This is a genomic window from Pseudomonas sp. MMS21 TM103, assembly GCF_022132145.1.
GTDB lineage: Bacteria > Pseudomonadota > Gammaproteobacteria > Pseudomonadales > Pseudomonadaceae > Aquipseudomonas.
In genome coordinates this window covers 204,437-226,567 of sequence record NZ_JAJISP010000008.1, presented here as the reverse complement: position 1 = coordinate 226,567, position 22,131 = coordinate 204,437, and the positions used below count along the sequence as shown (strand labels likewise).

At 63.5% G+C, this 22,131-nt stretch carries 17 protein-coding genes; 9 read left to right on the top strand and 8 right to left on the bottom strand.

What is annotated here, in order from left to right; translation table 11 throughout:
* Positions 1-140 precede the first annotated feature (140 nt).
* From LJY18_RS20985 to aroC, 4 genes are all read right to left on the bottom strand, one after another.
* Positions 141-332 (bottom strand): PLDc N-terminal domain-containing protein, encoded by a 192-nt coding sequence (locus tag LJY18_RS20985; protein WP_238044115.1) that lies wholly within the window; start codon positions 330-332, stop codon positions 141-143.
* A 119-nt stretch (positions 333-451) separates the two neighbouring features.
* Positions 452-997 carry a 1,2-dihydroxy-3-keto-5-methylthiopentene dioxygenase gene (locus tag LJY18_RS20980; RefSeq protein ID WP_238044113.1) on the bottom strand — a complete coding sequence of 182 codons (546 nt, stop codon included), beginning with the start codon at positions 995-997 and terminating at the stop codon, positions 452-454.
* Between the two features lie 82 nt (positions 998-1,079).
* Positions 1,080-2,228, bottom strand: coding sequence for an MFS transporter (locus LJY18_RS20975; RefSeq protein ID WP_238044111.1), 1,149 nt, complete (start codon positions 2,226-2,228; stop codon positions 1,080-1,082).
* 136 nt (positions 2,229-2,364) lie between these two features.
* Complete coding sequence (gene aroC, locus LJY18_RS20970) at positions 2,365-3,456, bottom strand: chorismate synthase (RefSeq protein ID WP_238044109.1); 1,092 nt, start codon at positions 3,454-3,456, stop codon at positions 2,365-2,367.
* A 350-nt stretch (positions 3,457-3,806) separates the two neighbouring features.
* On the opposite strand from aroC, the gene LJY18_RS20965 reads away from it, so the two are divergent.
* Positions 3,807-4,796: an alpha/beta hydrolase gene (locus tag LJY18_RS20965; RefSeq protein WP_238044107.1), complete on the top strand. Its 990-nt coding sequence runs from the start codon at positions 3,807-3,809 to the stop codon at positions 4,794-4,796.
* Between the two features lie 52 nt (positions 4,797-4,848).
* Positions 4,849-5,640: a hypothetical protein gene (locus tag LJY18_RS20960; RefSeq protein ID WP_238044105.1), complete on the top strand. Its 792-nt coding sequence runs from the start codon at positions 4,849-4,851 to the stop codon at positions 5,638-5,640.
* Positions 5,641-6,076: 436 nt separating this feature from the next.
* Here the strand turns inward: LJY18_RS20960 and LJY18_RS20955 are convergent, their stop codons facing one another.
* The 4 genes from LJY18_RS20955 to uraH all read right to left on the bottom strand — a co-directional run bounded on the left by LJY18_RS20955 (position 6,077) and on the right by uraH (position 13,593).
* Entirely contained in the window at positions 6,077-8,587 is a 2,511-nt protein-coding gene (locus LJY18_RS20955) for a glycoside hydrolase family 65 protein (RefSeq protein WP_238044102.1), read from the bottom strand.
* Entirely contained in the window at positions 8,577-10,274 is a 1,698-nt protein-coding gene (gene otsB / locus LJY18_RS22600) for a trehalose-phosphatase (protein ID WP_238044100.1), read from the bottom strand. The genes LJY18_RS20955 and otsB overlap by 11 nt, the downstream gene beginning before the upstream one ends.
* Positions 10,271-12,697 carry a phosphoenolpyruvate synthase gene (gene ppsA / locus LJY18_RS20945; RefSeq protein WP_238044098.1) on the bottom strand — a complete coding sequence of 809 codons (2,427 nt, stop codon included), beginning with the start codon at positions 12,695-12,697 and terminating at the stop codon, positions 10,271-10,273. The genes otsB and ppsA overlap by 4 nt, the downstream gene beginning before the upstream one ends.
* Positions 12,698-13,239: 542 nt before the next feature.
* Positions 13,240-13,593 (bottom strand): hydroxyisourate hydrolase, encoded by a 354-nt coding sequence (gene uraH / locus LJY18_RS20940; protein ID WP_238044095.1) that lies wholly within the window; start codon positions 13,591-13,593, stop codon positions 13,240-13,242.
* A gap of 421 nt (positions 13,594-14,014) precedes the next feature.
* On the opposite strand from uraH, the gene puuE reads away from it, so the two are divergent.
* The 7 genes from puuE to LJY18_RS20905 all read left to right on the top strand — a co-directional run bounded on the left by puuE (position 14,015) and on the right by LJY18_RS20905 (position 22,046).
* Positions 14,015-14,944, top strand: coding sequence for an allantoinase PuuE (gene puuE, locus LJY18_RS20935; protein ID WP_238044093.1), 930 nt, complete (start codon positions 14,015-14,017; stop codon positions 14,942-14,944).
* Complete coding sequence (gene uraD / locus LJY18_RS20930) at positions 14,941-15,456, top strand: 2-oxo-4-hydroxy-4-carboxy-5-ureidoimidazoline decarboxylase (protein WP_238044091.1); 516 nt, start codon at positions 14,941-14,943, stop codon at positions 15,454-15,456. The genes puuE and uraD overlap by 4 nt, the downstream gene beginning before the upstream one ends.
* A 39-nt stretch (positions 15,457-15,495) precedes the next feature.
* A complete protein-coding gene (gene alc / locus LJY18_RS20925; protein ID WP_238044090.1) occupies positions 15,496-16,491 on the top strand; it encodes an allantoicase in 996 nt (331 codons plus the stop codon).
* A 79-nt stretch (positions 16,492-16,570) separates the two neighbouring features.
* Positions 16,571-17,074 carry an ureidoglycolate lyase gene (locus LJY18_RS20920; protein WP_238044089.1) on the top strand — a complete coding sequence of 168 codons (504 nt, stop codon included), beginning with the start codon at positions 16,571-16,573 and terminating at the stop codon, positions 17,072-17,074.
* 47 nt (positions 17,075-17,121) lie between these two features.
* Positions 17,122-18,390 (top strand): urate hydroxylase PuuD, encoded by a 1,269-nt coding sequence (locus LJY18_RS20915; RefSeq protein ID WP_238044087.1) that lies wholly within the window; start codon positions 17,122-17,124, stop codon positions 18,388-18,390.
* A gap of 192 nt (positions 18,391-18,582) precedes the next feature.
* Positions 18,583-20,133: a cation:proton antiporter domain-containing protein gene (locus tag LJY18_RS20910; RefSeq protein ID WP_238044085.1), complete on the top strand. Its 1,551-nt coding sequence runs from the start codon at positions 18,583-18,585 to the stop codon at positions 20,131-20,133.
* Positions 20,134-20,549: 416 nt separating this feature from the next.
* Positions 20,550-22,046: a nucleobase:cation symporter-2 family protein gene (locus tag LJY18_RS20905; protein WP_238044083.1), complete on the top strand. Its 1,497-nt coding sequence runs from the start codon at positions 20,550-20,552 to the stop codon at positions 22,044-22,046.
* Positions 22,047-22,131 lie beyond the last annotated feature (85 nt).

The window sequence follows — 22,131 nt, the reverse complement described above, 5'->3', positions numbered from 1 at the left end:
CAGGCGGTGGGGACGCGCGAATGCGCGTCCCCACCTGAGCAGAAGCATCAAGCGGCAAGGCCAGGGAGTCGCAGGCCTAGCTGGAGCCGGGTGGACCCCGCCAGGCCAACACCCCCCAAACGATCTGGCGAGCCATACGTCTAGAAACGGACGTTGCCACGCGGCCCCATCAGCGCCCAGATGATCAGACCGATCACCGGCAGAAACAGGATCAACAACACCCAGAGCACTTTCTTGCCGACCTCGGTGTTGCTTTTGACGATATTGATAATGGCCCAGATGCTTAGAACCAGAATAACCAGGCCGACAAGGCCATTCATTGTAGAACCCATGAGGACACTCCTGTGTGAAGGGTTGCCCATCTAGGATAGCCATCGATGCCCGGAGTTCCGCAAGCGTTATGTTGTCCAGGCCCTGCGGCGAGGAACAGTAGCAGCCATCAAGCGGCGAATCAGTCATCCAGCCGCGGAAAACGGCTGGCGATATCATCACCGGTGAACTCGCCGACCCAGCCGTCAGCGTTGCCGAACAGGCGGATCATCACGAAGTGCGGATGCTCACCCATGTCGAACCAGTGCCGCATGCCGGCCGGCACCGAGATCAGGTCGCCCTTTTCGCACAACACGGCGAAGACGTAATCATCGATATGCAGGCTGAACAGCCCGCTGCCCACCACGAAAAAACGTACTTCGTCCTCGGCATGCCGATGCTCGTCGAGAAACTTGGCGCGCATCACGGCTTTGTCCGGGTGGTCATCGCTCACGCTGACCACATCAACCGCGACATAGCCGCGCTCGCTCATCAGTTGCTCGATCTGCGGACGGTAGGCGGCGATCACCTGCTCCTGGCTGCAGCCAGGTTCAAGCGGCGCCGAAGCCTGCCAGCGGTCGAAATGCACCCCGACGGCAGCCAGGGTGCTGGCGATATCTTCCAGGTGGGTCAGTACCTTGTTCGGCAAATCGGCAGAAGACTCGTGATAGACGCTCAGGCTGCTCATGGTCAGAATTCTCGTTGGTTATCCGTAGGCTGGGTAAAGGCACGCTGCGAGCCAAAACCCAATGACATCCTGCACGACCGGCTCATGGCCGTGGCTCGTGCATGCGCGTGGCAGTGATGGCCGCGACCAGGGCGATCAGGCTGGCAATGGCGAACGTCCAGGCCGGGCCGATGCTGTTCCAGCTATAACCGGAATAGAGCGCGCCCAGGGCGCCGCCAACCCCGGTCAGTGCAGCATACAAGGCCTGCCCCTGGCCCTGCTGGCGATCGGCGAAACTGCGCTGCACGAAGTGGATGGCCGCCGCATGAAAACTGCCAAAAGTCGCGGCATGCATCAACTGGGCGAACAACAATATCAGCAGATGATCGGCCAGGTTGCCCAGCAGCAACCAGCGCACGGCGGTGATCAGAAAGCTGGCCAACAGCACGCTGCGCAACGAATAACGTGCCAGCAGCTGGGCCATGACCATGAACAGCACGATCTCCGCCAATACCCCGAGAGCCCAGAGTTGGCCGATCAGGCCGCGCGAATAGCCCAGCGACTCCAGGTGCAAGGTCAGGAAGGTGTAGTACGGGCCGTTGCTCAGTTGCATCAGCCCCACGCTGAGGTAAAACGCCAGGATGCCGGGGCGGCGTAACTGCTGGATAAAGCCGCCATCGCCCAGCGCATTGGGGCGCATGCACGGCTCGGCGTTGGGCACCCACCAACTGCTCAGCACGATGCCAGCCATGATCAGGATCAGCGCCCAGGGATAGGCATCCAGGCTGAGCAGTTCGAACAGTTTGCCCAGACCGACCACCGCGACGATAAAGCCGATGCTGCCCCACAGGCGAATCTTGCTGTAGCGCGGCGCCTGCTCCTTGAGATGAGCGAAGGTGATGACTTCAAATTGCGGCAGCACCGCATGCCAGAAGAACGCGTGCAGCCCCATGATCAGGGCCAGCCAGGCGTAGCTCTGGCTGATGAAGATGCCGGCAAAGCACAGCAGCGTGCAGAACGCGCCAAAGCGCACGATCGCCAGGCGCTGGCCGCTGTAGTCACCCAGCCAGCCCCAGATATTGGGCGCGATACAACGCATCAGCATGGGAATCGCGATCAGCTCGCCGATGCGGGCGGCGGAAAAGCCCAGGTGATCGAAGTACAGCGCCAGAAACGGCGCCGTGGCGCCGAGCAACGCGAAATAGAAGAAATAGAAACCGGACAGGCGCCAATAGGGCAATGCGGAAGTCATGACCTGGCCACCGCCGATGGGTTCGAGGAGCGCCGCGACGAAGCCCGATAGTGCGAGTTGCAGGGCGACAACTGCAATTGCTGCAGTTGGGCTGCGCTGCGCTCAGCCTGCGCGGCCCGGCCCAACCTATCCCTGCTCAAAGCTGCGGCAGCACCGGTGTGGTCGCCCGTACATCGGCGTTCTGCGCGCGATGGCGCAGCAGGTGATCCATCAGCACGATGGCCATCATCGCCTCGGCGATCGGCGTGGCGCGGATGCCGACGCAGGGGTCGTGACGGCCCTTGGTGATCACCTCCACCGCATTGCCATCGACGTCGATCGAGCGGCCCGGCGTCGTGATACTCGAGGTCGGCTTGAGCGCCAGGTGGGCGACGATCGGCTGGCCGCTGGAGATGCCGCCGAGAATGCCGCCGGCGTTGTTGGACAAGAAGCCTTCCGGGGTCAGCTCGTCGCGGTGCTCGGTGCCGCGCTGGGCGACGCTGGCGAAACCCGCGCCGATTTCCACGCCCTTGACCGCGTTGATGCTCATCAGCGCATGGGCCAGCTCGGCATCGAGGCGATCGAAGATCGGCTCGCCCAGGCCCGGCATCACCCCTTCGGCAACCACGGTGATCCTCGCCCCGACCGAATCCTGGTCGCGGCGCAACTGGTCCATATAGGCCTCCAGCTCCGGCACCTTGTCCGGGTCGGCGCTGAAGAAGGCATTCTGCTCGACGCTGTCCCAGCTCTTGAACGGTATCTCGATCGGACCGAGCTGACTCATGTAGCCGCGAATGACGATGCCCTGGGTCGCCAGGTACTTCTTGGCAATGGCACCGGCGGCCACGCGCATGGCGGTCTCGCGGGCCGAACTGCGGCCGCCGCCACGATAGTCGCGGATCCCGTACTTGTGCTGATAAGTGTAATCGGCGTGGGCCGGGCGGAAGACATCCTTGATCGCCGAGTAGTCCTTGGACTTCTGATCGGTATTACGAATCAGCAGACCAATAGCGCAGCCGGTGGTCTTACCCTCGAACACCCCGGCGAGGATTTCCACCACATCGTCTTCCTGACGCTGGGTGGTGTGGCGGCTGGTGCCCGGCTTGCGCCGGTCGAGGTCGCGCTGCATGTCCTCCAGCGACAATTCCAGGCCCGGAGGGCAACCATCGACGATGGCGACCAGCGCCGGGCCATGGCTTTCGCCAGCACTGGTGACGGTGAACAACTTGCCGTAGGTATTGCCGGACATTTGCAGGGTACTCCGCGGGAATCAGCACCGGGCCCGGCGCAACGCTTACCCGCGCACGCCCAACCCCTACTCGATAAAGGTCGCGAGTATACCCGCGGCGCCAGCCCAGTTCACCCCAGAAGCCTGTCGGACTTGCCCCTTCCGGGTGAGGAAAAGCCCGGACTGAGGCCGCCTGATCGCAGGTTCGAGGCGAATAGCGGGCCATTTGGCGAGAAAATGCAGGCAAAATGCGCCCTTCAAGCTAAAACAGTGGCATCTGCGCAGCCAGACAGCGTTAAGCCCGGCAGGCCGCTAGAACCTTATGTCGGGGCTGACGTCCAATCCATCTCCATTGCCATTAGTGCCTACCCATGCTGCGAGTTCTCCTCTTGACCCTGACCTTGCTTGCCGGCCTGACCCAGGCTGCGCCCCATACCCTCGAACAACGACCGATTCGCCTGGCAACCGACCAGGGCACCCTGCATGGCACTCTATTACGACCGCTAAGCGACCAGCCGGTACCTGTCGCCCTGCTGGTCGCCGGCTCTGGGCCGACCGACCGCGATGGCAACAACCCCGATGGCGGGCACAACGACAGCCTCAAGCGCCTGGCCCAGGCACTGGCCAAGCATGGCATCGCCAGTGTGCGCTACGACAAGCGCGGAATCGCCGCCAGCCGGGCAGCCACCCCGGACGAGCGCGACTTGACTGTTGAGCAGTATGTCGCCGACGTGGTTGCCTGGGCTCACCTGCTCAAGGCCGATGAGCACTTCAGTCGCCTGATCCTGATCGGCCACAGCGAAGGTGCCTTGATCGCCAGCCTGGCAGCCCCCGCTGCCGCTGCCGATGCGCTGATCTCGATTGCCGGCAGCGCACGCCCCATCGACCAGGTACTGCGCGAACAACTGCACTATCGCCTGCCGCCGAAACTGCTCACGCACAGCCAGCGATTGCTTGACTCGCTGCTGGCCGGCCAACCGACCGATGCAGTGCCCGATGAGTTGCAAGTGCTGTTTCGTCCCAGCGTGCAGCCCTACCTGATATCACTGTTTCGCTATGACCCCAGCGCGGCTTTTGCCCGCCTTCGGATCCCCGCACTGATCGTCCAGGGCAGTCACGACATCCAGGTCGGCGTTGCCGATGCCGAGGCCTTGCACGCCGCCAAGACGGATGCGCAACTGCTGATAATCGAGGGCATGAACCACGTCCTGCGCATCGTCCCGCTGGACGTCAAGGCGCAACTGGCGTCCTATGACAACCCGGGCCTGCCCCTGGCACGATTGCTGACCGAGCGAGTCGTCGGCTTCATCAACGATACTGGCAAAACGCCAGCCTCCAGCGCCGGGCAAAACGGCCGATAAAGGCTGGGCCAGCCCGATACCCGCTGCTGGTATCGCGCACAGGACTGCCACGATGACCGACGCCAATGCCCCACAAGCTGTGCCTGAGGCCAGCGCCCAAGCCGTGGTTGAGAAAGTCCATCCCTGGGCGGATCTCGCACCTGAGCACTTTCGCCTGTTGCGTCTGGCGCCTCTGCCGGTCGACCGTAACACCGGCGCGCGGCCTTTGCGCTTCGTGCAACTGGGCCGGGTGGAACGGCATGCCAAGGGCCTGAGCCTGCTGCGCCTGACCCTGCACCTGCCTGGCATGCGAGTGCGCAAGGAACTGAATCTGCTGGAAGTATGGATCGACCACCGCACCAAGGAAATGCGCCTCGGCCCGGAAAAAGGCCTGCTGGTAGAGCCGGCCAATCGAGGCCTGGGGCGTTTCCTGCTGGCCCAGGGCATCGCCTGGGCCCAGCAACACTGCGCACATTACCTGGTAGAAGGCGCGGCCCTGCCGGCCAAGGACGTCCTCAGCGAAGCGGCCCGACTGCGCCGCGACCACTGCCTGCAAGCCCAGGGCTTCGTCATCGAATACCTCGATCCCCTGCAACTCAACGCCCGTTACAGCGCAGAGCGGGTCAGCAGCCTGCACAGCGATTGGCCTAGCGAAAAGGTGCAGATGGTTGACCTGCTCGATGCTGCGGCCATGTTGCAAAAAGCCGACCAGAGCCTGCGCGAACAGGAGGTCAAGCTGCGCAAGCTGGAATCGCGCCTCGAACTGTTCCGTCGCGAAGACAGCAGCTTGCGCTTCACCATTGCCTGCCTGGTGGCGTTTTGCATGTTTCAGGCCGGTTTGCTGATCTGGATGGCCACGCGCTAAGGCGACCGACCCTTTGCGCGTCCGCCTGGCGGCCAGACCCTCGCAGCCTGTCGGAATTGACCGTCCGTAGTGAGGGAAAGTCCGGTTTGAGGCAGTTTCTGCGCTCTTTTGAGGCGAATAGTCGCTCTATTTAACGAAAAATAGCGCAGAAAATGACCAAGTCCGGCTTTTCCGCAGTAGGACAGTGTTAAGTCCGACAGGCTGCTGGGCTGTCACTCGCCGCAGGCGCTACGCCATGCGCGAGGATGAGGGATCCGACGAGTCTCAGGGGCTGCCGGCTCACGGCTGCTGTAGGACGAGACGCTCGGTTTGACGCCAGCCGCGCCGTGATTGGTGGGCACACCTGCAGCGTTCCTCGTCATCGGCGTCGGCAAGCTGCTCTTGCTGGAGCCGGCGAAGGCATAACGGAGCGACTTTGCGGCGAGCACGACGACCGTCAGGGCGCGGCTTCTCCCGGATTGTGCCGCGCAGGCATGACATCCGCAGCTGCTGAACCGGCCGGGGCCTGCATGGGTGCCCGTGGCGCCGGGCGCCAGCCGCCTTCGGCGAGGTGACAGCCAAACTCCAGGACGTCGCCTGCCTTGAACGGACGCACCTGATTGCGCACGCCGATGCGTGCCGGCCCGGCCCACCCATGCGGCGCGGAAACAGTCAGTTTGTCGCAGCCGATGTCCAGGTAAAGCCAATAGCCGCGATAAAGCAGCTTGAGGTGAAGCCCTTGCAGTTCCGTCGGCAGGCACGGGCTGATCCAGATCGTGTCATCGCGGAACTCGAGTGCGGTCTGACCCCGCTGGATGAGGTCGATGGTGCCCGCCATGGCCCCAAGGTGTATGCCTTCGGGGGTCGTGCCGCCCTGGATGTCGGCAATGTCGCTCTCCAGAGCCTCGGCAAGCAGCGACCACGACCGGGGCCGGTTACTGCGGGCCTCCACCCAGGAATGAACGACGCGGCTCAGCGTAGAGCCATCGGAGGTCCGTGGCACGTAATAGTCAATCGTCTTGCGAACGGTATCCGCCTCTAGGGGATAGCCGAGCTCGCTCATCAGCTCGCGCAGTTCCTCGAAGGAGAAGAGATAGAAGAGCATCAATACATCGGCCTGCTTGGACACCTTGTACCGGTTGACCGTATCGCCTTCGGCCTCGAGGATGCGATCGAGCCGGTGGATATCGCCGTACTTCTCGCGGTAGGCGTCCCAGTCCAGCTCCTCCAGGCGGTCGTAACCTTCGAACTGGGCGATGATGCCGTCGTCCAAAAAGTCGACCCGCATCCTGCGGCTGACATTCTGCCAATGGGCGATCTCTTCTACCTGCAGGCCCAGCAGGACTTCGAGTTCATGACGGCGCTCGCCCCCAAGGTGGTCGAGGGTTTCTACCGCGCGAAGCAGCACCCAGGCCGCCATGAGGTTGGTATAGCCGTTGTTGTCGAGGCCAGGCTCTTCCCGCCACGGGTAGCGGTCGTGGAACTCGTCGGGGCCCATGACTCCGCGGATTTCATAGCGGCCAAGCTCCTCGTTGTAGGACGCGATGCTTGCCCAGAAGCGGGCAATCTCCACGAGCATTTCGGCGCCATAGAAGGACAGGAACTCCCGGTCGCCAGTCGTTTGCCAGTAGCGCCATACGTTGTAGCCAACGGCGGCGCTCACATGCCGCTGCAGGTGCGTACTGTCCGGCGTCCAGCGACCCGAACGGGGATTGAGATGCAGCACCTGGCTCTCCTCGCGCCCGCTGGAGCCACTCTGCCAGGGGTACATCGCGCCGCGGCAGGCCACCTCCCGCGCGAGCCGCCGCGCCTCCGGGAGGCGTCGGTAGCGATAGAGCAGCAGCGCCCTGGTGATCTCGGGAAGGCGGAAGTTCAGGAACGGGAAGATGAACAGTTCGTCCCAGAAGATGTGACCACGGTAGGCCTCGCCATGCAGGCCGCGGGCAGGAATTCCGGTGTCGCAGTCGACCGTATGGGGCGAAGCCGTCTGCAGAAGATGAAAGATATGCAGCCGCAGGATCATCTGCGTGCGCGCGTGGCCTTCGATGACCACGTCGCACCGATCCCACAACGCCCGCCACGCTCGGACATGGGAGCCGAGGAGATCATCGAAAGATCCCGCCTCGCTGATTGCTCTGGCCGCCGCGTCAAGAGGCTCGGAGATCGCGCGGTCCCTCGAGGTGAAGAGCGCGACCACCTTCTCAAGCGTGACCGCCTGCCCCTTCGTCGCGGCGAACGTAATATCCTGCGCGACGAACCCCTCCTCTTCGAGTACCGCGCGCGTGGCTGCGAGCGGCTCGCCGCCTTGCACAATACGGGTACGTGCCGCCTCGGCGATGCGCAGCCGCGACTGGTTTGTCTCGACGACGAGCAGGATCGCGTCTTCGCCCAACGTGCGGCTTTCCAGCGCAGTCAGGTGCTTGTTGTTGAGTTGCCGATAACGCTCGACCCCGGCATTGATGACTCGCCCGTCGAGCGCGGTTCGCACCACGATCCTGCCCGACCAGTTTTCCGGACACAGGGTGACTTCTGTCGCCGCGAGGTGGGGTAGCCCCATGTGCACGAGCCTGCGACTCACAAGCGATGTTTCCCGGCCTTGGGCATCGCGGACCCGCATGCGTCGCTCGAGCAGGCCGCGCTCGAGATCGAGCTCCAGGCTATAGGCGAGGATCTCGATGCGCCGGAGGTTGAACCAGTCGCCGTCCTCGGGGCGGAAGGTCAGCGGCAGCCAGTTTGGCAGGTTGACGAGATCTTCGTTCTCGATGACTCGCCCGGCGATATCGGTCTGCAGCCGATTGTAGCCGCCGGCAAGATAGGTGCCGGGGTAGTGGACGTCGTCCGCCTCGACCTCTCCCGCTGCGCCGCGCGTCGCGAAGTAGCCGTTGCCCAGGGTGCAAAGCGCCTCACGGAGTCCCTCCTGCGCGGGCTCGAATCCTTCATAGGCGAGTTTCCAGCCGCTATCCACCATGGCGCCTGTCCTCCAGCGTGCCGACGAGTTTGCGCAGAAAGCGCTGGACGTCGGCAGGCCGGTCCAGCACGTAGCGGGCGGCGGTCTCACGCGCCGAACACCCCACCAGGATGCCGATGCCGCGCTCGGCCAGCGCCACGAAGGCGTCCTCGTCGGTCGTGTCGTCGCCAAGGTAGAAGGGCAGCACGTCGGGGCCATGCAGCCCGAGCGCCTCCAGCAGCCAGGACACGGCCTTGCCCTTGTCCCAGTCGAAGCGAGGGCGGAGCTCGAAGACCTTCTTGCCGAGTGTCTTGCGCAGATCGGGCGTTTCGGCGAGCAACTGGTCGACGGCGGCCTCGACCATCGGCACCTCGGCCTCGGCAACTTGTCGGTAATGAACGGCAACCGCGAAGCGCTTCGGCTCGACAAGCGCCCCTTGGATCGGCGCGACCGCTTCGCGCAAGCGCTCGGCAGCGCGATCAACGACTGCCGCGAACGCCTCGCCTTGCTCGTGCTGGAGCTCGAGACCGTCAGGCCCGGCGATGTCGAAGCCGTGGCTACCTGCATAGACCAGTTCTTCGAGACCGACGAGCCGCTTGACGTCGGCACGGTCACGCCCAGAGATGATGGCCACGCGGCAAAGGCCGGCAAGTGCCTTGACGGTCGCCCGCATATCCTCGGATAGAACCGCCAGATCCGGCCGTTCGACGATCGGTGTCAGCGTCCCGTCATAGTCGAGGAACACCGCCGCCCGCCTGGCGCTCAGCTCGCGCTCGATCTGCGCATACTGTTCGAGCGCCCGCGGAACCACGGCCACGGCGCGCAAGACGGCCTCTGGAAGAATACTGAGGTGCAGATCGGCGAGATCAGCGACCACGATGTCCGCCCCCTTCGCCTTGAGCTCGGCCGCCTGGTCTGCGCGACTGATGCCGACCACCAGGCCAAAGCCGCCGGCGCGTCCCGCCTGCACGCCGCTGACCGCGTCTTCAAAGACGATGGCGCGCTGCGGATCGACGCCGAGCAGCTCGGCGGCCTTGACGAACAGGTCCGGCGCCGGCTTGCCCTTCAGGCCGAGGCGCGCGATGTCGTTGCCGTCGAGGCAGATGTCGAACAGTTCCTCCAGGCCGGCGACCTCGAGCACCGCGCGCGCATTGCGGCTCGACGATACCAGCGCCGTGCCGATGCGCCGATTGCGCAGCCGCCGAATGAGCGCAACGGCGCTGTCGAAGACCTCGACCCCATCCTGATGCAGGCTCTCGTGGAAATACTGGTTCTTCCGATTGCCGAGCCCACAGACCGTCTCGCGGTCGGGCGGGTCGGACGGCTCGCCTTTCGGCAGGGTTATGCCGCGGGCCTGCAGGAAGCTCTCGACGCCGTCGTAGCGCGGCTTGCCGTCGACATAACGCCGGTAGTCGCGTTCGATATCGAACAGGCGCAATGGCTCCCCCGTTTTCGCGGCGCGCTGACGCAGGTACTCGTCGAAGAGGCGCTTCCAGCTTGCGGCGTGCACCCGGGCGGTCCGCGTGACGACCCCATCGAGGTCGAAGATGGCGGCGGCGAAATCCTCCACGCGCACGCCCCCATCGGCGCAAGGCACGCACTGCTGCCCCGCCGCCCGCGCGGATGGCGACTTGGCAGCCGGCCGATCCCGCTGCGCGACGGCAATCGTCGCGCGCCGCCCTGGTGATGGTCGGGCCGACTTCTTCACGACGTTGGCGCCTGCGGCGCGGCAGCCTGGGCGTCGTGGCGCTGCGCTTCAGCCGCCGCGACGTGGCGCTTGACGGCTATGAAGCTGTCGGGGCTCACGGACATCGAGTCGATGCCGCAGGCGACGAGCAATTCGGCGAAGGCCGGGTGATCGCTGGGCGCCTGGCCGCACAGCCCGACCTTGGCACCGGAGCGGTGCGCGGCCGCGATCACGGTGCGGATCATCCACTCGACCGCCTCATCTTGCTCATCGAACAGCTCGGCGAGCTCGACCGAATCGCGGTCGACGCCGAGCGTGAGCTGGGTCAGGTCATTGGAGCCGATGGAGAAGCCGTCGAAGCGCTCGGCGAACGCCTTGGCCAGCACCACGTTGGAGGGAATCTCGCACATGACGTAGACCTCGAGCCCGTTCTCCCCGCGCCTGAGACCATTCTGCGCCATGACCTCGAGCACCCGGTCGGCTTCCTTGGTCGAGCGGCAGAAGGGGATCATCACCACGACGTTGCTGAAGCCCATCGCCTCGCGCAGGCGCCGAATGGCCCGGCACTCCAGGGCGAAGCCCTCACGGTAGCGTGGCGAGTAGTAGCGCGAGGCGCCGCGGAACCCGAGCATCGGGTTCTCCTCCTTGGGCTCGAACTCGGCGCCGCCGATCAAATTGGCATACTCGTTGGTCTTGAAGTCGCTCATGCGCACGATCACCGGCTTCGGGTGATGGGCGGCGGCGATCCGTGCCAGCCCGAATGCGAGGCGGTCGACGAAGTATTCGGTTTTATCGGCGTAGCCGCGCGTCAACTCGGCGATCCGGCGCTTGGCCTCCTCGTCCCGCAGGGTGTCGAAGCGCACCAGCGCCATCGGGTGAACCTTGATGTGGTTGCTCACCACGAACTCCATCCGGGCCAGGCCGACCCCGTCGGCCGGTAGCCGCCACCAGCGGAACGCGGCTGCCGGGTTGGCCAGGTTGAGCATGACCGCGGTGCGGGTGGCGGGGATGTCGTCGAGCGAGAGGGGCTTGACCTCGAACTCGCCGATACCCGCGTAGACGAAGCCCTCATCGCCCTCGGCGCAGGAGACCGTCACCTCTTGATCGTCATGGAGGATCTCGGTCGCATTGCCGGTGCCGACGATTGCCGGCAGTCCGAGTTCGCGGCTGACGATCGCCGCATGCGAGGTGCGCCCGCCGTGATCGGTGACGATCGCGGCCGCCCGTTTCATGATCGGCACCCAGTCGGGGTCCGTGGTCTCGGTGACGAGAATGGCGCCGTCCACGAACCGCTCAATCTCCTGGGCGCTGCGGATAAAGCAGACCTTCCCTGTGACGACGGCGTCGCCGATGCTCAGACCTTCGACGAGCTTGGCCCCCTTACTCTTGATGCGGTACGACTTGAGGGCCCCCGCCTCCTTGCGCGACTGCACTGTCTCGGGCCGTGCCTGGACGATATAAAGCTGACCTGAGTTGCCATCCTTGGCCCACTCCATGTCCATCGGCATGCCGTAATGCGCTTCGATTGTGCATGCCCAGCGCGCGAGCTGGAGGATCTCCTGATCGCCCAGCACGAAGGACGCGCGTTCCGCCTTCGAGGTGGGCACGTTGCGCGTGGCGTGCTCGGCGCCGGTCGCATAGAGCATTTTGAGCGTCTTGCCGCCGAGCTTTTTTTCGATGATCGGCGTGAGTGCGGTATCGCCGAGGAGCGGCTTGAACACCAGATACTCGTCCGGGTCGACCGTCCCTTGCACGACATTTTCTCCCAGCCCCCAGGCGGCATCCAGGACCACGACCTTGTCGAAACCGGTCTCCGTATCGATCGAGAACATGACCCCGGCACCGCCGAGATCCGAGCGCACCATCTTCTGTACGCCGACCGACAGCGCCACCTTGAGGTGCTCGAAACCTTTGGCCTCGCGGTAGCTGATCGCCCGGTCGGTGAACAGCGAGGCGTAGCAGCGCCGGCAGGCATCGAGCAGTGCCGCTTCACCGCGAACATTGAGGAAGCTCTCCTGCTGGCCGGCGAAGCTCGCGTCCGGCAGGTCCTCGGCCGTCGCGCTCGAACGGACTGCCACGTCCGTGTCGGCGGCGCCGGACCGACTGGAGAGCTGCCGATAGGCGTGGCAGATCTGCTGGGCAGTCGCGTCCGGCCAGTCGCCGCGCAGGAAGGCACGCCGGATGTCCTGGCCGGCCTCCTGGAGCGACGCCTTGCCTGCCTTGAAGTCGTCCAGGGCCCCTTCGATCGTGTCCTTGAGCCGGTTCGCCTCGACGAAGCGCCAATAGGCGTCGGCCGTGGTCGCAAAGCCGGGCGGCACGCTGACGCCCTCCGCACCGAGATGGCTCACCATCTCGCCGAGAGAGGCATTCTTGCCGCCGACGCGCGACACGTCGCTGCGCCCAAGGGCCTCGAACCAGATCACGTGTGGAGCGTCGGCAGTCATAGGTTCCTCCCGGCCCCTGTTCAGCGGCGCATGTGGCACGGATGCACACTGTTGCCGCAGACGGGGTCACTGCTTGATTCAGCAGGAAGCGGCGCCGTTTGCCCATCATGCTGAGATCGTTGCCAGGGGAATATTGCAGCCGCGCGTTAACCTTTTCTTTGATCTCGATTAAGCATCTGGGCCATTTATCGAGTAGCCCGCGAGCAGCTCGCCGACTCAAGCGGAACCGGGTTCAGCTATCCGCAGGGTCGCGGCGCGTCGAAATCACGCCTGGGGCTGCACCATCGGTGGCCGAACACGACGGCGCTGCCAGACTGCCCTTCGACCTCGACAAGACGAACCACTCGCGTCGACAAAGCGAGCCGGCTCGGGTCTGCCCAGCGGCCATGGCTGCGGCGAAATCGGCCATGAACCTGCCTTCGGTCGATGACCTAGCGCCACCCCACCTTTCGACACCGCTCGATACCGGTGGCGGTCGCGGGTCCTTTGGCCTCGAGCAGCCAGCGTAGCGCCTGAGCGGTTTCCGCCGCCTACCGTTGTGCTCAGCTACCGCGATAGGTGGAATAGCTGTAGGGGGAAATCAGCAGGGGGACATGGTAGTGCTCCTGGCCGGCATCGACCCCGAAGCGCAGCACCACTACATCGAGAAATGCCGGATCGGGCAACTGCACCCCGCGAGCCCGGTAATAGTCGCCCGCATGGAAGTGCAGCTGGTAGACACCACTGCGGTAATCGTCGCCCTGCAGAATAGGCGCATCGCAGCGGCCATCATGGTTGGTCACCACGCGGGTGAGCAACTGCAACTGCGCGCCTTCGACCCGATACAACTCAACAGTGATGGCGCTGCCGGGGCAGCCGTGCGCGGCATCTAGAACATGTGTGGTCAATCGTCCCATAGCTATCAGGCATCCACGCCGGCCAATGGCCACGCAGACACCGCACCTCCTCTACTGTTATTGAATATTGAATTCGGCAAATGACTCAGGCTCCAGCGGCCTTGAGCTGCGCGGAGCATAGCATGCCGCCGAATAAATCAAGACACTTTATTGATTTATTGTACACAATCACACCGACAATAACTCCGACAAGCCGCCCAACCTGTTAGGCCCATGCCTGCAAACCCTGCAGATCAGCGCATGCGCCAGGTGCACGGCCCGAGTGCCCACACAGATTCACTGGCGAGAATTGATTTAGCAATAACGCCGATTTTATATTTACAAAGTGATATTCATTTTGTATACAATTACCCCATCACGGTCGCGTCCCTCATCACCCGGGCTACGCAGTGACCGCAACACGCCAAGAAGGAAGACTGCAGTGAGCGCTGACTACCCACGCGACCTGATCGGTTACGCCAACAACCCGCCGCACCCGCACTGGCCTGGCGATGCGCGCATTGCCCTGTCGTTTGTCCTCAACTATGAGGAAGGCGGCGAGCGCAATGTGCTGCACGGCGACCAGGAGTCCGAGTCCTTCCTCTCCGAGATGGTCTCCGCCCAGCCGCTGCAGGGCGAACGCAACATGAGTATGGAATCGCTGTATGAATACGGCAGCCGCGCTGGCGCGTGGCGCCTGCTCAAGCTGTTCGACAAGCACGCGATTCCGTTGACCGTGTTCGCCGTGGCCATGGCCGTCCAGCGTCACCCCGACATGATCAAGGCCATGGTCGCGGCCGGCCATGAGATCTGCAGCCACGGCTACCGCTGGATCGACTACCAGTACATGAGCGAGGCCGAAGAGCGCGAGCATATGCTCGAAGCCATCCGCATCCTCACCGATATCACCGGCGAGCGCCCGCTGGGCTGGTATACCGGCCGCACCGGGCCACACACCCGGCGCCTGGTGATGGAGGAAGGTGGCTTCCTCTACGATTCCGACACCTATGACGATGACCTGCCCTACTGGGATCCGGCCAGCAGCGCAGCCAAGCCGCACCTGGTAATCCCCTACACCCTGGACACCAACGACATGCGCTTCACCCAAGCGCAGGGCTTCAACACCGGCGACGACTTCTACCAGTACCTGAAAGACGCCTTCGATGTGCTCTACGCCGAAGGCGTGGCTGGCGCGCCGAAAATGCTGTCGATCGGCATGCACTGCCGCCTGCTCGGGCGCCCCGCACGCATCGCCGCCCTGGCGCGCTTCATCGAGTACGTCAAAGGCCACGAGAAGGTCTGGTGCGCTCGCCGGGTGGATATCGCCCGCCACTGGCACGCCACCCATCCTTTCAAAGAGAGTGCGAAATGAGCCGTTTCCAAACCCTGACCCCATCCCGACTCAGCCGCGAAGACTTCGTCAAGGTCTTCGCCGACATCTATGAACACTCGCCCTGGGTGGCCGAGAAGGCCTATGACCTGGGCCAGGACGCGAGCATCGACGAGGTCGACGGCCTGCACCAGCGCATGGCCGACCTGCTGCTCAGCGCCAGCCATGAGATGCAGCTGGCACTGATCAGTGCGCACCCGGACCTGGCGGGCAAGGCCGCCATCCAGGGCGAGCTGACGGAATCGAGCACCGCCGAACAGGCCGGCGCCGGCATCCAGCAGTGCACCGCCGAAGAATTCGCCCGCTTCACCCAACTGAACGACGCCTATAAGGCCAAGTTCGGCTTCCCCTTCATCATGGCGGTGAAAGGCAGCAACCGGCACCAGATTCTCGCGGCCTTCGAGGAGCGTATCCACAACGCTCCGGAACAGGAATTCGCCTGCGCCCTGGCCGAGATCAACAAGATCGCCCTGTTTCGCTTGCAGCAGCTCTAGCCCGCCACTCCCCGCCCTCACTGTTAAGGCAGACACGACATGAAAGCTTACGCCGTACCCTTCGAGAAATACGTCAACCTGGCCGACGCGCGCCTCGGCACCCAGGCCATCTCGGTTACCGATGACTGGTTCGCCGACGTCAACCGCTTGTTCCAGCCGACCCCGGCGGTGTGGAAGGAAGGCGTGTTCGATGACAACGGCAAGTGGATGGATGGCTGGGAATCGCGGCGCAAGCGCTTCGAGGGTTACGACAGCGCGGTGATTCGCCTCGGCGTGGCCGGCTCGATCAAAGGTGTCGATATCGACACCAGCTTCTTCACCGGCAACTTCCCGCCGTCGGCTTCCCTGGAAGGCTGCTTCGTCGCCGAAGGCGACCCGACCGAGAGCACCGCGTGGACTGAAGTACTGGGCGCGGTTGAGCTGCAAGGCAACCAGCACCACTACCACGCAATCGACAACGTCCAGACTTTTACCCACCTGCGTTTCAACATCTACCCGGACGGCGGCGTCGCCCGCCTGCGCGTTTACGGCGTGCCGTTCCGCGACTGGAGCAACGTCGGCGACAATGAGCAGATCGACCTGGCTGCCGCCCTCAATGGCGGGCGCGCCCTGGCCTGCTCCGACGAGCACTTCGGCCGCATGAGCAACATCCTCAACCCGGGCCGTGGCATCAACATGGGTGATGGCTGGGAAACCGCCCGCCGGCGCACCCCGGGCAACGACTGGGTGATCATCGCCCTCGGCCATCCGGGTGAAATCGAACGCATTGTCGTCGATACCCTGCACTTCAAAGGCAACTACCCCGACAGCTGCTCGATCCAGGGCGCGTTCGTCAAAGGCGGCACCGACAACCAGATCGAAACCCAGAGCCTGTTCTGGCGTGACCTGCTGCCGAGCCAGAAGCTCGAGATGCACGCCGAGCACGAGTTCACCGAGCAGATCAAGACACTGGGCCCGATCACTCACGTACGGGTGAACGTGTTCCCGGACGGTGGTATCAGCCGCCTGCGCCTGTTCGGCAAAGTGAGCAAGTAAGCTCAGCCTCAATCAACAATAGCTGGGGCGCCTCCGCAATCGTCAGAGGCGCCCTAAGCTGAAGAATAAGTAGACCGTCATGCGCACACTGATCATCGAGCCTTTGAGCAAAGAAGCCTTCGCCCCCTTTGGTGACGTTATCGAAACCGAGGGCAGCGAATTCTTCATGATCAACAACGGCTCCACTCGCCGCTATCACAGGCTGGCCACGGTCGAGACAGCCCTGCCTGAGGATCAGGCGATCATCAGCATTTTCAGTGCCGAAGCCCTGGAGATGCCGCTGACCGTGCGTATGCTGGAGCGTCACCCGCTGGGCAGCCAGGCGTTCATACCGCTGCTCGGCCACCCCTTTCTGATCGTGGTCGCGCCACTTGGCGATGTACCTGAATCAGAGTTTGTCCGCGCCTTCCGCAGCAACGGCAGGCAGGGCGTCAATTACCATCGCGGCGTCTGGCACCATCCGGTGCTGACGATCGAAAAGCGGGATGACTTCCTGGTGGTTGATCGCAGTGGTTCCGGCAACAACTGCGATGAGCATTTCTTTGATGAGCATGAGCAACTGCTGCTCGCTCCCCACCAATAAGAGAAGCCTGGCGCCGGCCTGCCGGCATTGGGAATGAGGTACTGACTGTGGAAGCACATTTGACTGAGTGGCTGAATCTGGGCGTGCGCTGGATTCACATGATTACCGGTATCGCCTGGATTGGCGCATCCTTCTATTTCGTCTGGCTGGAAAACAACCTCAATCGGGTCAACCCGAAAGACGGTTTGGCCGGTGATCTTTGGGCGATCCACGGCGGCGGCATCTACCACCTGGAGAAGTACAAACTGGCGCCGCCGAAAATGCCGGACAACCTGCATTGGTTCAAATGGGAGGCCTACTTCACCTGGCTGTCGGGTATTGCCCTGATGCTGGTGGTCTACTACCTCAACCCGAGCCTGTATCTGGTCAAGCCTGGCGTCGACCTGGCACCGGCAATGGCCATCGCCATCGGCTTCGGTTCGATGATTGTGGGCTATGTGGCTTACCACTTCCTCTGTGATTCGGTCCTAGGCAAGCGTCCGGCACTGCTCGGTGCGGTGCTATTCGTGCTGCTGATCGCCGCGGCCTTTGGCTTCAACCTGATCTTCAGCGGTCGCGCGGCCTACATCCATGTCGGCGCGATAATCGGCACCATCATGGTCGGCAACGTGTTCTTCACCATCATGCCAGCGCAGCGCGCGCTGGTTAAGGCGATCGAAGACAACACCACACCCGACCCAACCCTGCCCGCCAAAGGCTTGCTGCGTTCGCGGCACAACAACTACTTCACCCTGCCGGTGCTGTTCATCATGATCAGCAACCACTTCCCGAGCACTTACGGCAGCGACTACAGCTGGCTGATCCTGGCGGGAATCGCAGCACTGGCCGTACTGGTTCGCCACTACTTCAACACCCGCCACAACAGCAACAAGTTCGCCTGGACCCTGCCAGTGGCAGCACTGGGCATGATCTGCCTGGCTTACGTCACCGCGCCGGTGCGCCCGGCAACCAACACCATCGCGGTGGCTACTCCAGCCAGCCCGCCCGCTGTCAGCGTCGCCAAGGTAGAAGAAGTGCTCGCCCCCTCGCCTGAAGCGGCCCCAGCCGGAGCAGGCACTGCCTTTACCGAGGTCAACAGGGTGATCCAGGAACGTTGTAGCGTATGCCACTCGGCGCAACCGAGCAGCCCGATGTTCAGCGCCGCGCCACTGGGTTTCATCCTCGACACCCCGCAGCAGATCAAGGCCCAGACGGCGAAGATTCAGGCCCAGGCCGTCGCCTCGCAGGTCATGCCGCTGGGCAACATCACCCAGATGACCCAGGACGAACGTGACCTGATCGGCGCCTGGATCGCCCAGGGCGCGCAGATCGAGTAAACAGTGCACAGGACAGGCACGGCCGGTCCTTCGCTCTTTTAGCCCGCCTATGCGCGGGCTTTTTGTTATCTGGCACAACATGCCTGTGCGAATCTATTTGCACCCAAACGGCCCCGCGCTAGACATGGCCTTCTGCTGGCCCGTTACAATGCCCAGCTCTAGCCCGATGCTTCACGCCGATAAGGACAGCCCATGATCGCAGCCACCTGGATCGCCTTCGCCTTTTTCATGGGCCTGGCAGTGCGCGCCATTGGTCTGCCGCCACTGATCGGCTACCTGGCGGCCGGCTTCGTCCTGGCGGTTGTCGGCGAGCCCCTCGGCATAGGCCCGGGCGATGGTGCAGCGCTGGAGCATATAGCCCACCTCGGTGTACTCCTGCTGCTATTCACCGTCGGTCTCAAGCTCAAGCCGAGCAACCTGATCAGGCGCGAGGTGATTGGCGGAGGGCTGCTGCACTTCGCCATCTCGAGCCTGATTTTCCTGCCGGCCATCCTGCTGATCCTCGACCTGCCCTGGCAGGAAGGCCTACTGCTGGCCATCGCCCTGTCCTTTTCCAGTACCGTGCTGGCGGCGAAGGTGCTGGAGGGCAGGCGCGAGCTGCGCGCCTTTCACGGCCGGGTAGCCATCGGTGTACTGATCATCCAGGACCTGATCGCCCTGCTGGTGATGAGCCTGGCCAACGGCGACGCCCCATCACCCTGGGCGCTGCTGGTATTCGCCCTGCCCCTGCTGCGTCCGCTGCTGTACCGCCTGCTCGATGCCAGCGGTCATGAGGAACTGATGGTGCTGCTCGGTCTGCTGCTGGCGCTGGTCGTCGGTGGCTATGGCTTCGAGTTGCTGGGGCTCAGTTCCGAACTCGGCGCCCTGGCGTTTGGCGCCCTGCTGGCCAAACACAAGCGGGCCGTCGAGCTGTCCAATTCGCTGTGGGGCATCAAGGAAGTGTTCCTGGTTGGCTTCTTCCTGCAGATTGGCATCGGTGGCCTGCCGGATACCAATGGCATGATCTTCGCCGTGGTCATGTCGCTACTGCTACCGCTCAAGGGCATGCTGTTCTTCGGCCTGTTCCTGATGTTCCGGCTACGCGCGCGCAGCGCCTTTCTCAGCAGCGTCAGCCTGACCAACTACAGCGAGTTCGGCCTGATCGTGGCCAGTGTGGTGCTGCCACAATGGCTCACCCCCCTGGCCATCAGCGTGGCCCTATCCTTCGTCATTTCCGCGCAACTGAACCGCTTCGTCCACCCGCTCTACGAGCGCCTGGCCAGGCGCCTGATCCCGTTTGAACGCAACATCCGCCATCCCGACGAGCAGCCGATTTCGCTGGGCGATGCGCAGATCCTGATCATCGGCATGGGCCGCACAGGCCGCGCCGCCTACGATCACCTCAAGGACAAGGGCTTCAGGCTGTCCAGCCTGGACTCCGACCCCGGGATGATCGAATTGAGCGCCAGGGCCGGGCGCCAGGTGCAATTCGCCGACGCCGAAGATCAGATGTTCTGGCAGAGCCTGGAGATGCCGGCGATCGAGGCGGTGATCCTGGCCATGAACGACCAGGAAGCCAAGATCATCTCCACCCACAAGCTGCGCGAACGTGGCTTCAAGGGACTGATCGTCGCCCACGCGATGTATGACGACATGGCCCAGCGCATTCAGGCCGCTGGCGCCGACCGCACCTACCTGACCATGAGCGAGGCCGGTACCGGCCTCGCCGAGCACGTTGCCCGTGGCCTCCGAGCGGGTGACTGAGCGGCTGTAAAAAAACGCTCAGCTGGGCCCCGACATAATTCCCCCCGGGGTCACTCGCTGCAGGCAGTGCACCCGGGATGATGGGCGCGACACAAGGCCTGACTGGCTGGCGCTGCGCGCCGAGCGGACCCTACCCGGGTCGCCCTGCGACCCGGGCGCAATCGCGAAATCGATCCCCCCCAGGCGTGAGCAATACGCCATCTGCAGCGGCAACAGATTGCCTGCCATGACACCCGCTGCGCACCGCACCAAATCTTGTACACAATAATAAAATAAATTGTTTCTACCCCTGCGAACAAATTGCTATAGTCGCAAATTCTGACCGAACAGACAGCTTATAGCTGTCGATCAGACAGAGGCGCCGTGAAGCCTCGTGCAAGCCCATGACCATATAAAAACAACTGGCAGGCTCTGACATGACCACGACTCGCACTACGCACGCCCCAGCTCCGCCTGCGGGTAGCAACGACCTGATCTATCAACTCGATGATTGCCCGGCCTTTGTCCCGGCGCTCTTCGCCGCCCTGCAACACGTGCTGGCCGCCTTCGTCGGCATCATCACTCCGACGCTGATCATCGGCGGCGTGCTTGGCCTAGGCGCCCATGTGCCCTACCTTGTGAGCATGGCGCTGTTCGTCTCCGGCCTCGGAACCTTCGTCCAGGCCAAGCGCTTCGGCCCCATAGGTTCCGGCCTGCTGTGCCTGCAGGGCACCAGCTTCGGCTTTCTCAGCGTGATCCTCAGCGCCGGCTTCATCGTCAAGGGCCGTGGCGGCAGCGAGGAGGAAATCCTCTCGACCATCTTCGGCGTGTGCTTCTGCGCCGCCTTCGTCGAAATCGTCTTCAGTCAGTTCATCAACAAGCTGCGCCGGGTCATCACCCCGGTGGTCACTGGCACCATCATCTGTCTGATGGGCCTGTCACTGATCAAGGTCGCGATGACCGACATCGCCGGCGGCTTCGGCGCCCCGGACCTCGGCGCGCTGCATCACCTGGCCCTCGGCGGCCTGGTGCTGGCCACCATCGTTGTATTCAACCGTTTCCAGTCCCAGTCGGTACGCCTCAGCGCGGTGATCGCCGGTCTGGCCCTGGGCTTCGGCGTGGCCTGGTACACCGGCCAGGTGGATTTCTCGCAAATGGCCGAAGTCCCCCTGGTCAGCGTACCGGTACCCTTCAAGTACGGTTTCAGCTTCGACTGGGTGGCCTTCGTGCCGATTGCGGTGATCTTCCTGATCACCCCGCTGGAAACCGCCGGTGACCTGACCGCCAACTCGATCATTTCCAAGCAGCCGGTGAGCGGCCCCCTGTACCTGCGCCGAATCAAGTCCGGGGTGCTGGCCGACGGTTGCAACTCGGCGCTCGCGGCCATGTTCAACAGCCTGCCGATGACCACCTTCAGCCAGAACAACGGGGTGATCCAGCTGACTGGTGTGGCCAGCCGCCACGTAGGCTTCTACATTGCCGGCCTCCTGGTCCTGCTCGGCCTGTTCCCGGCGGTCGGCGCGGTGCTGCAGCTGATGCCCAAACCGGTGCTCGGCGGCGCCACCCTGATCATGTTCGGCACCGTCGCAGTGGCCGGAATCAAAATCCTCACCGAGGCCGGCCTGCACCGCCGCAACGTGCTGATCGTGGCCATCTCCCTCGGCCTTGGCCTGGGCGTGGCTGCCGTGCCAGAGGCGCTGTCGCAGATGCCCGACGACCTGAAAAACATCTTCGGCTCACCGATCACCATCGGTGCCTTCAGCGCCATCCTGCTGAATTTCTTCCTGCCCGAAGAGCATCAAGCGCTGGAAGAGAATGACTACGACCCCGAAGCCCATCTGCACAGCGTGCTGCAAGACCCGCGGCACGCCGAGTCCGACCAACCGTCGAGCACTCTCAGTGACGGCTTCAGTCCGGCCAACCCGGCCAGCTGAACCGCCCTTCGTCATGCCAGCACCGCCCTGTGGTTCGCCGCAGGGCGTCGAGAAACCTTGTAAGTCCAAACAATAAGGAAAACCC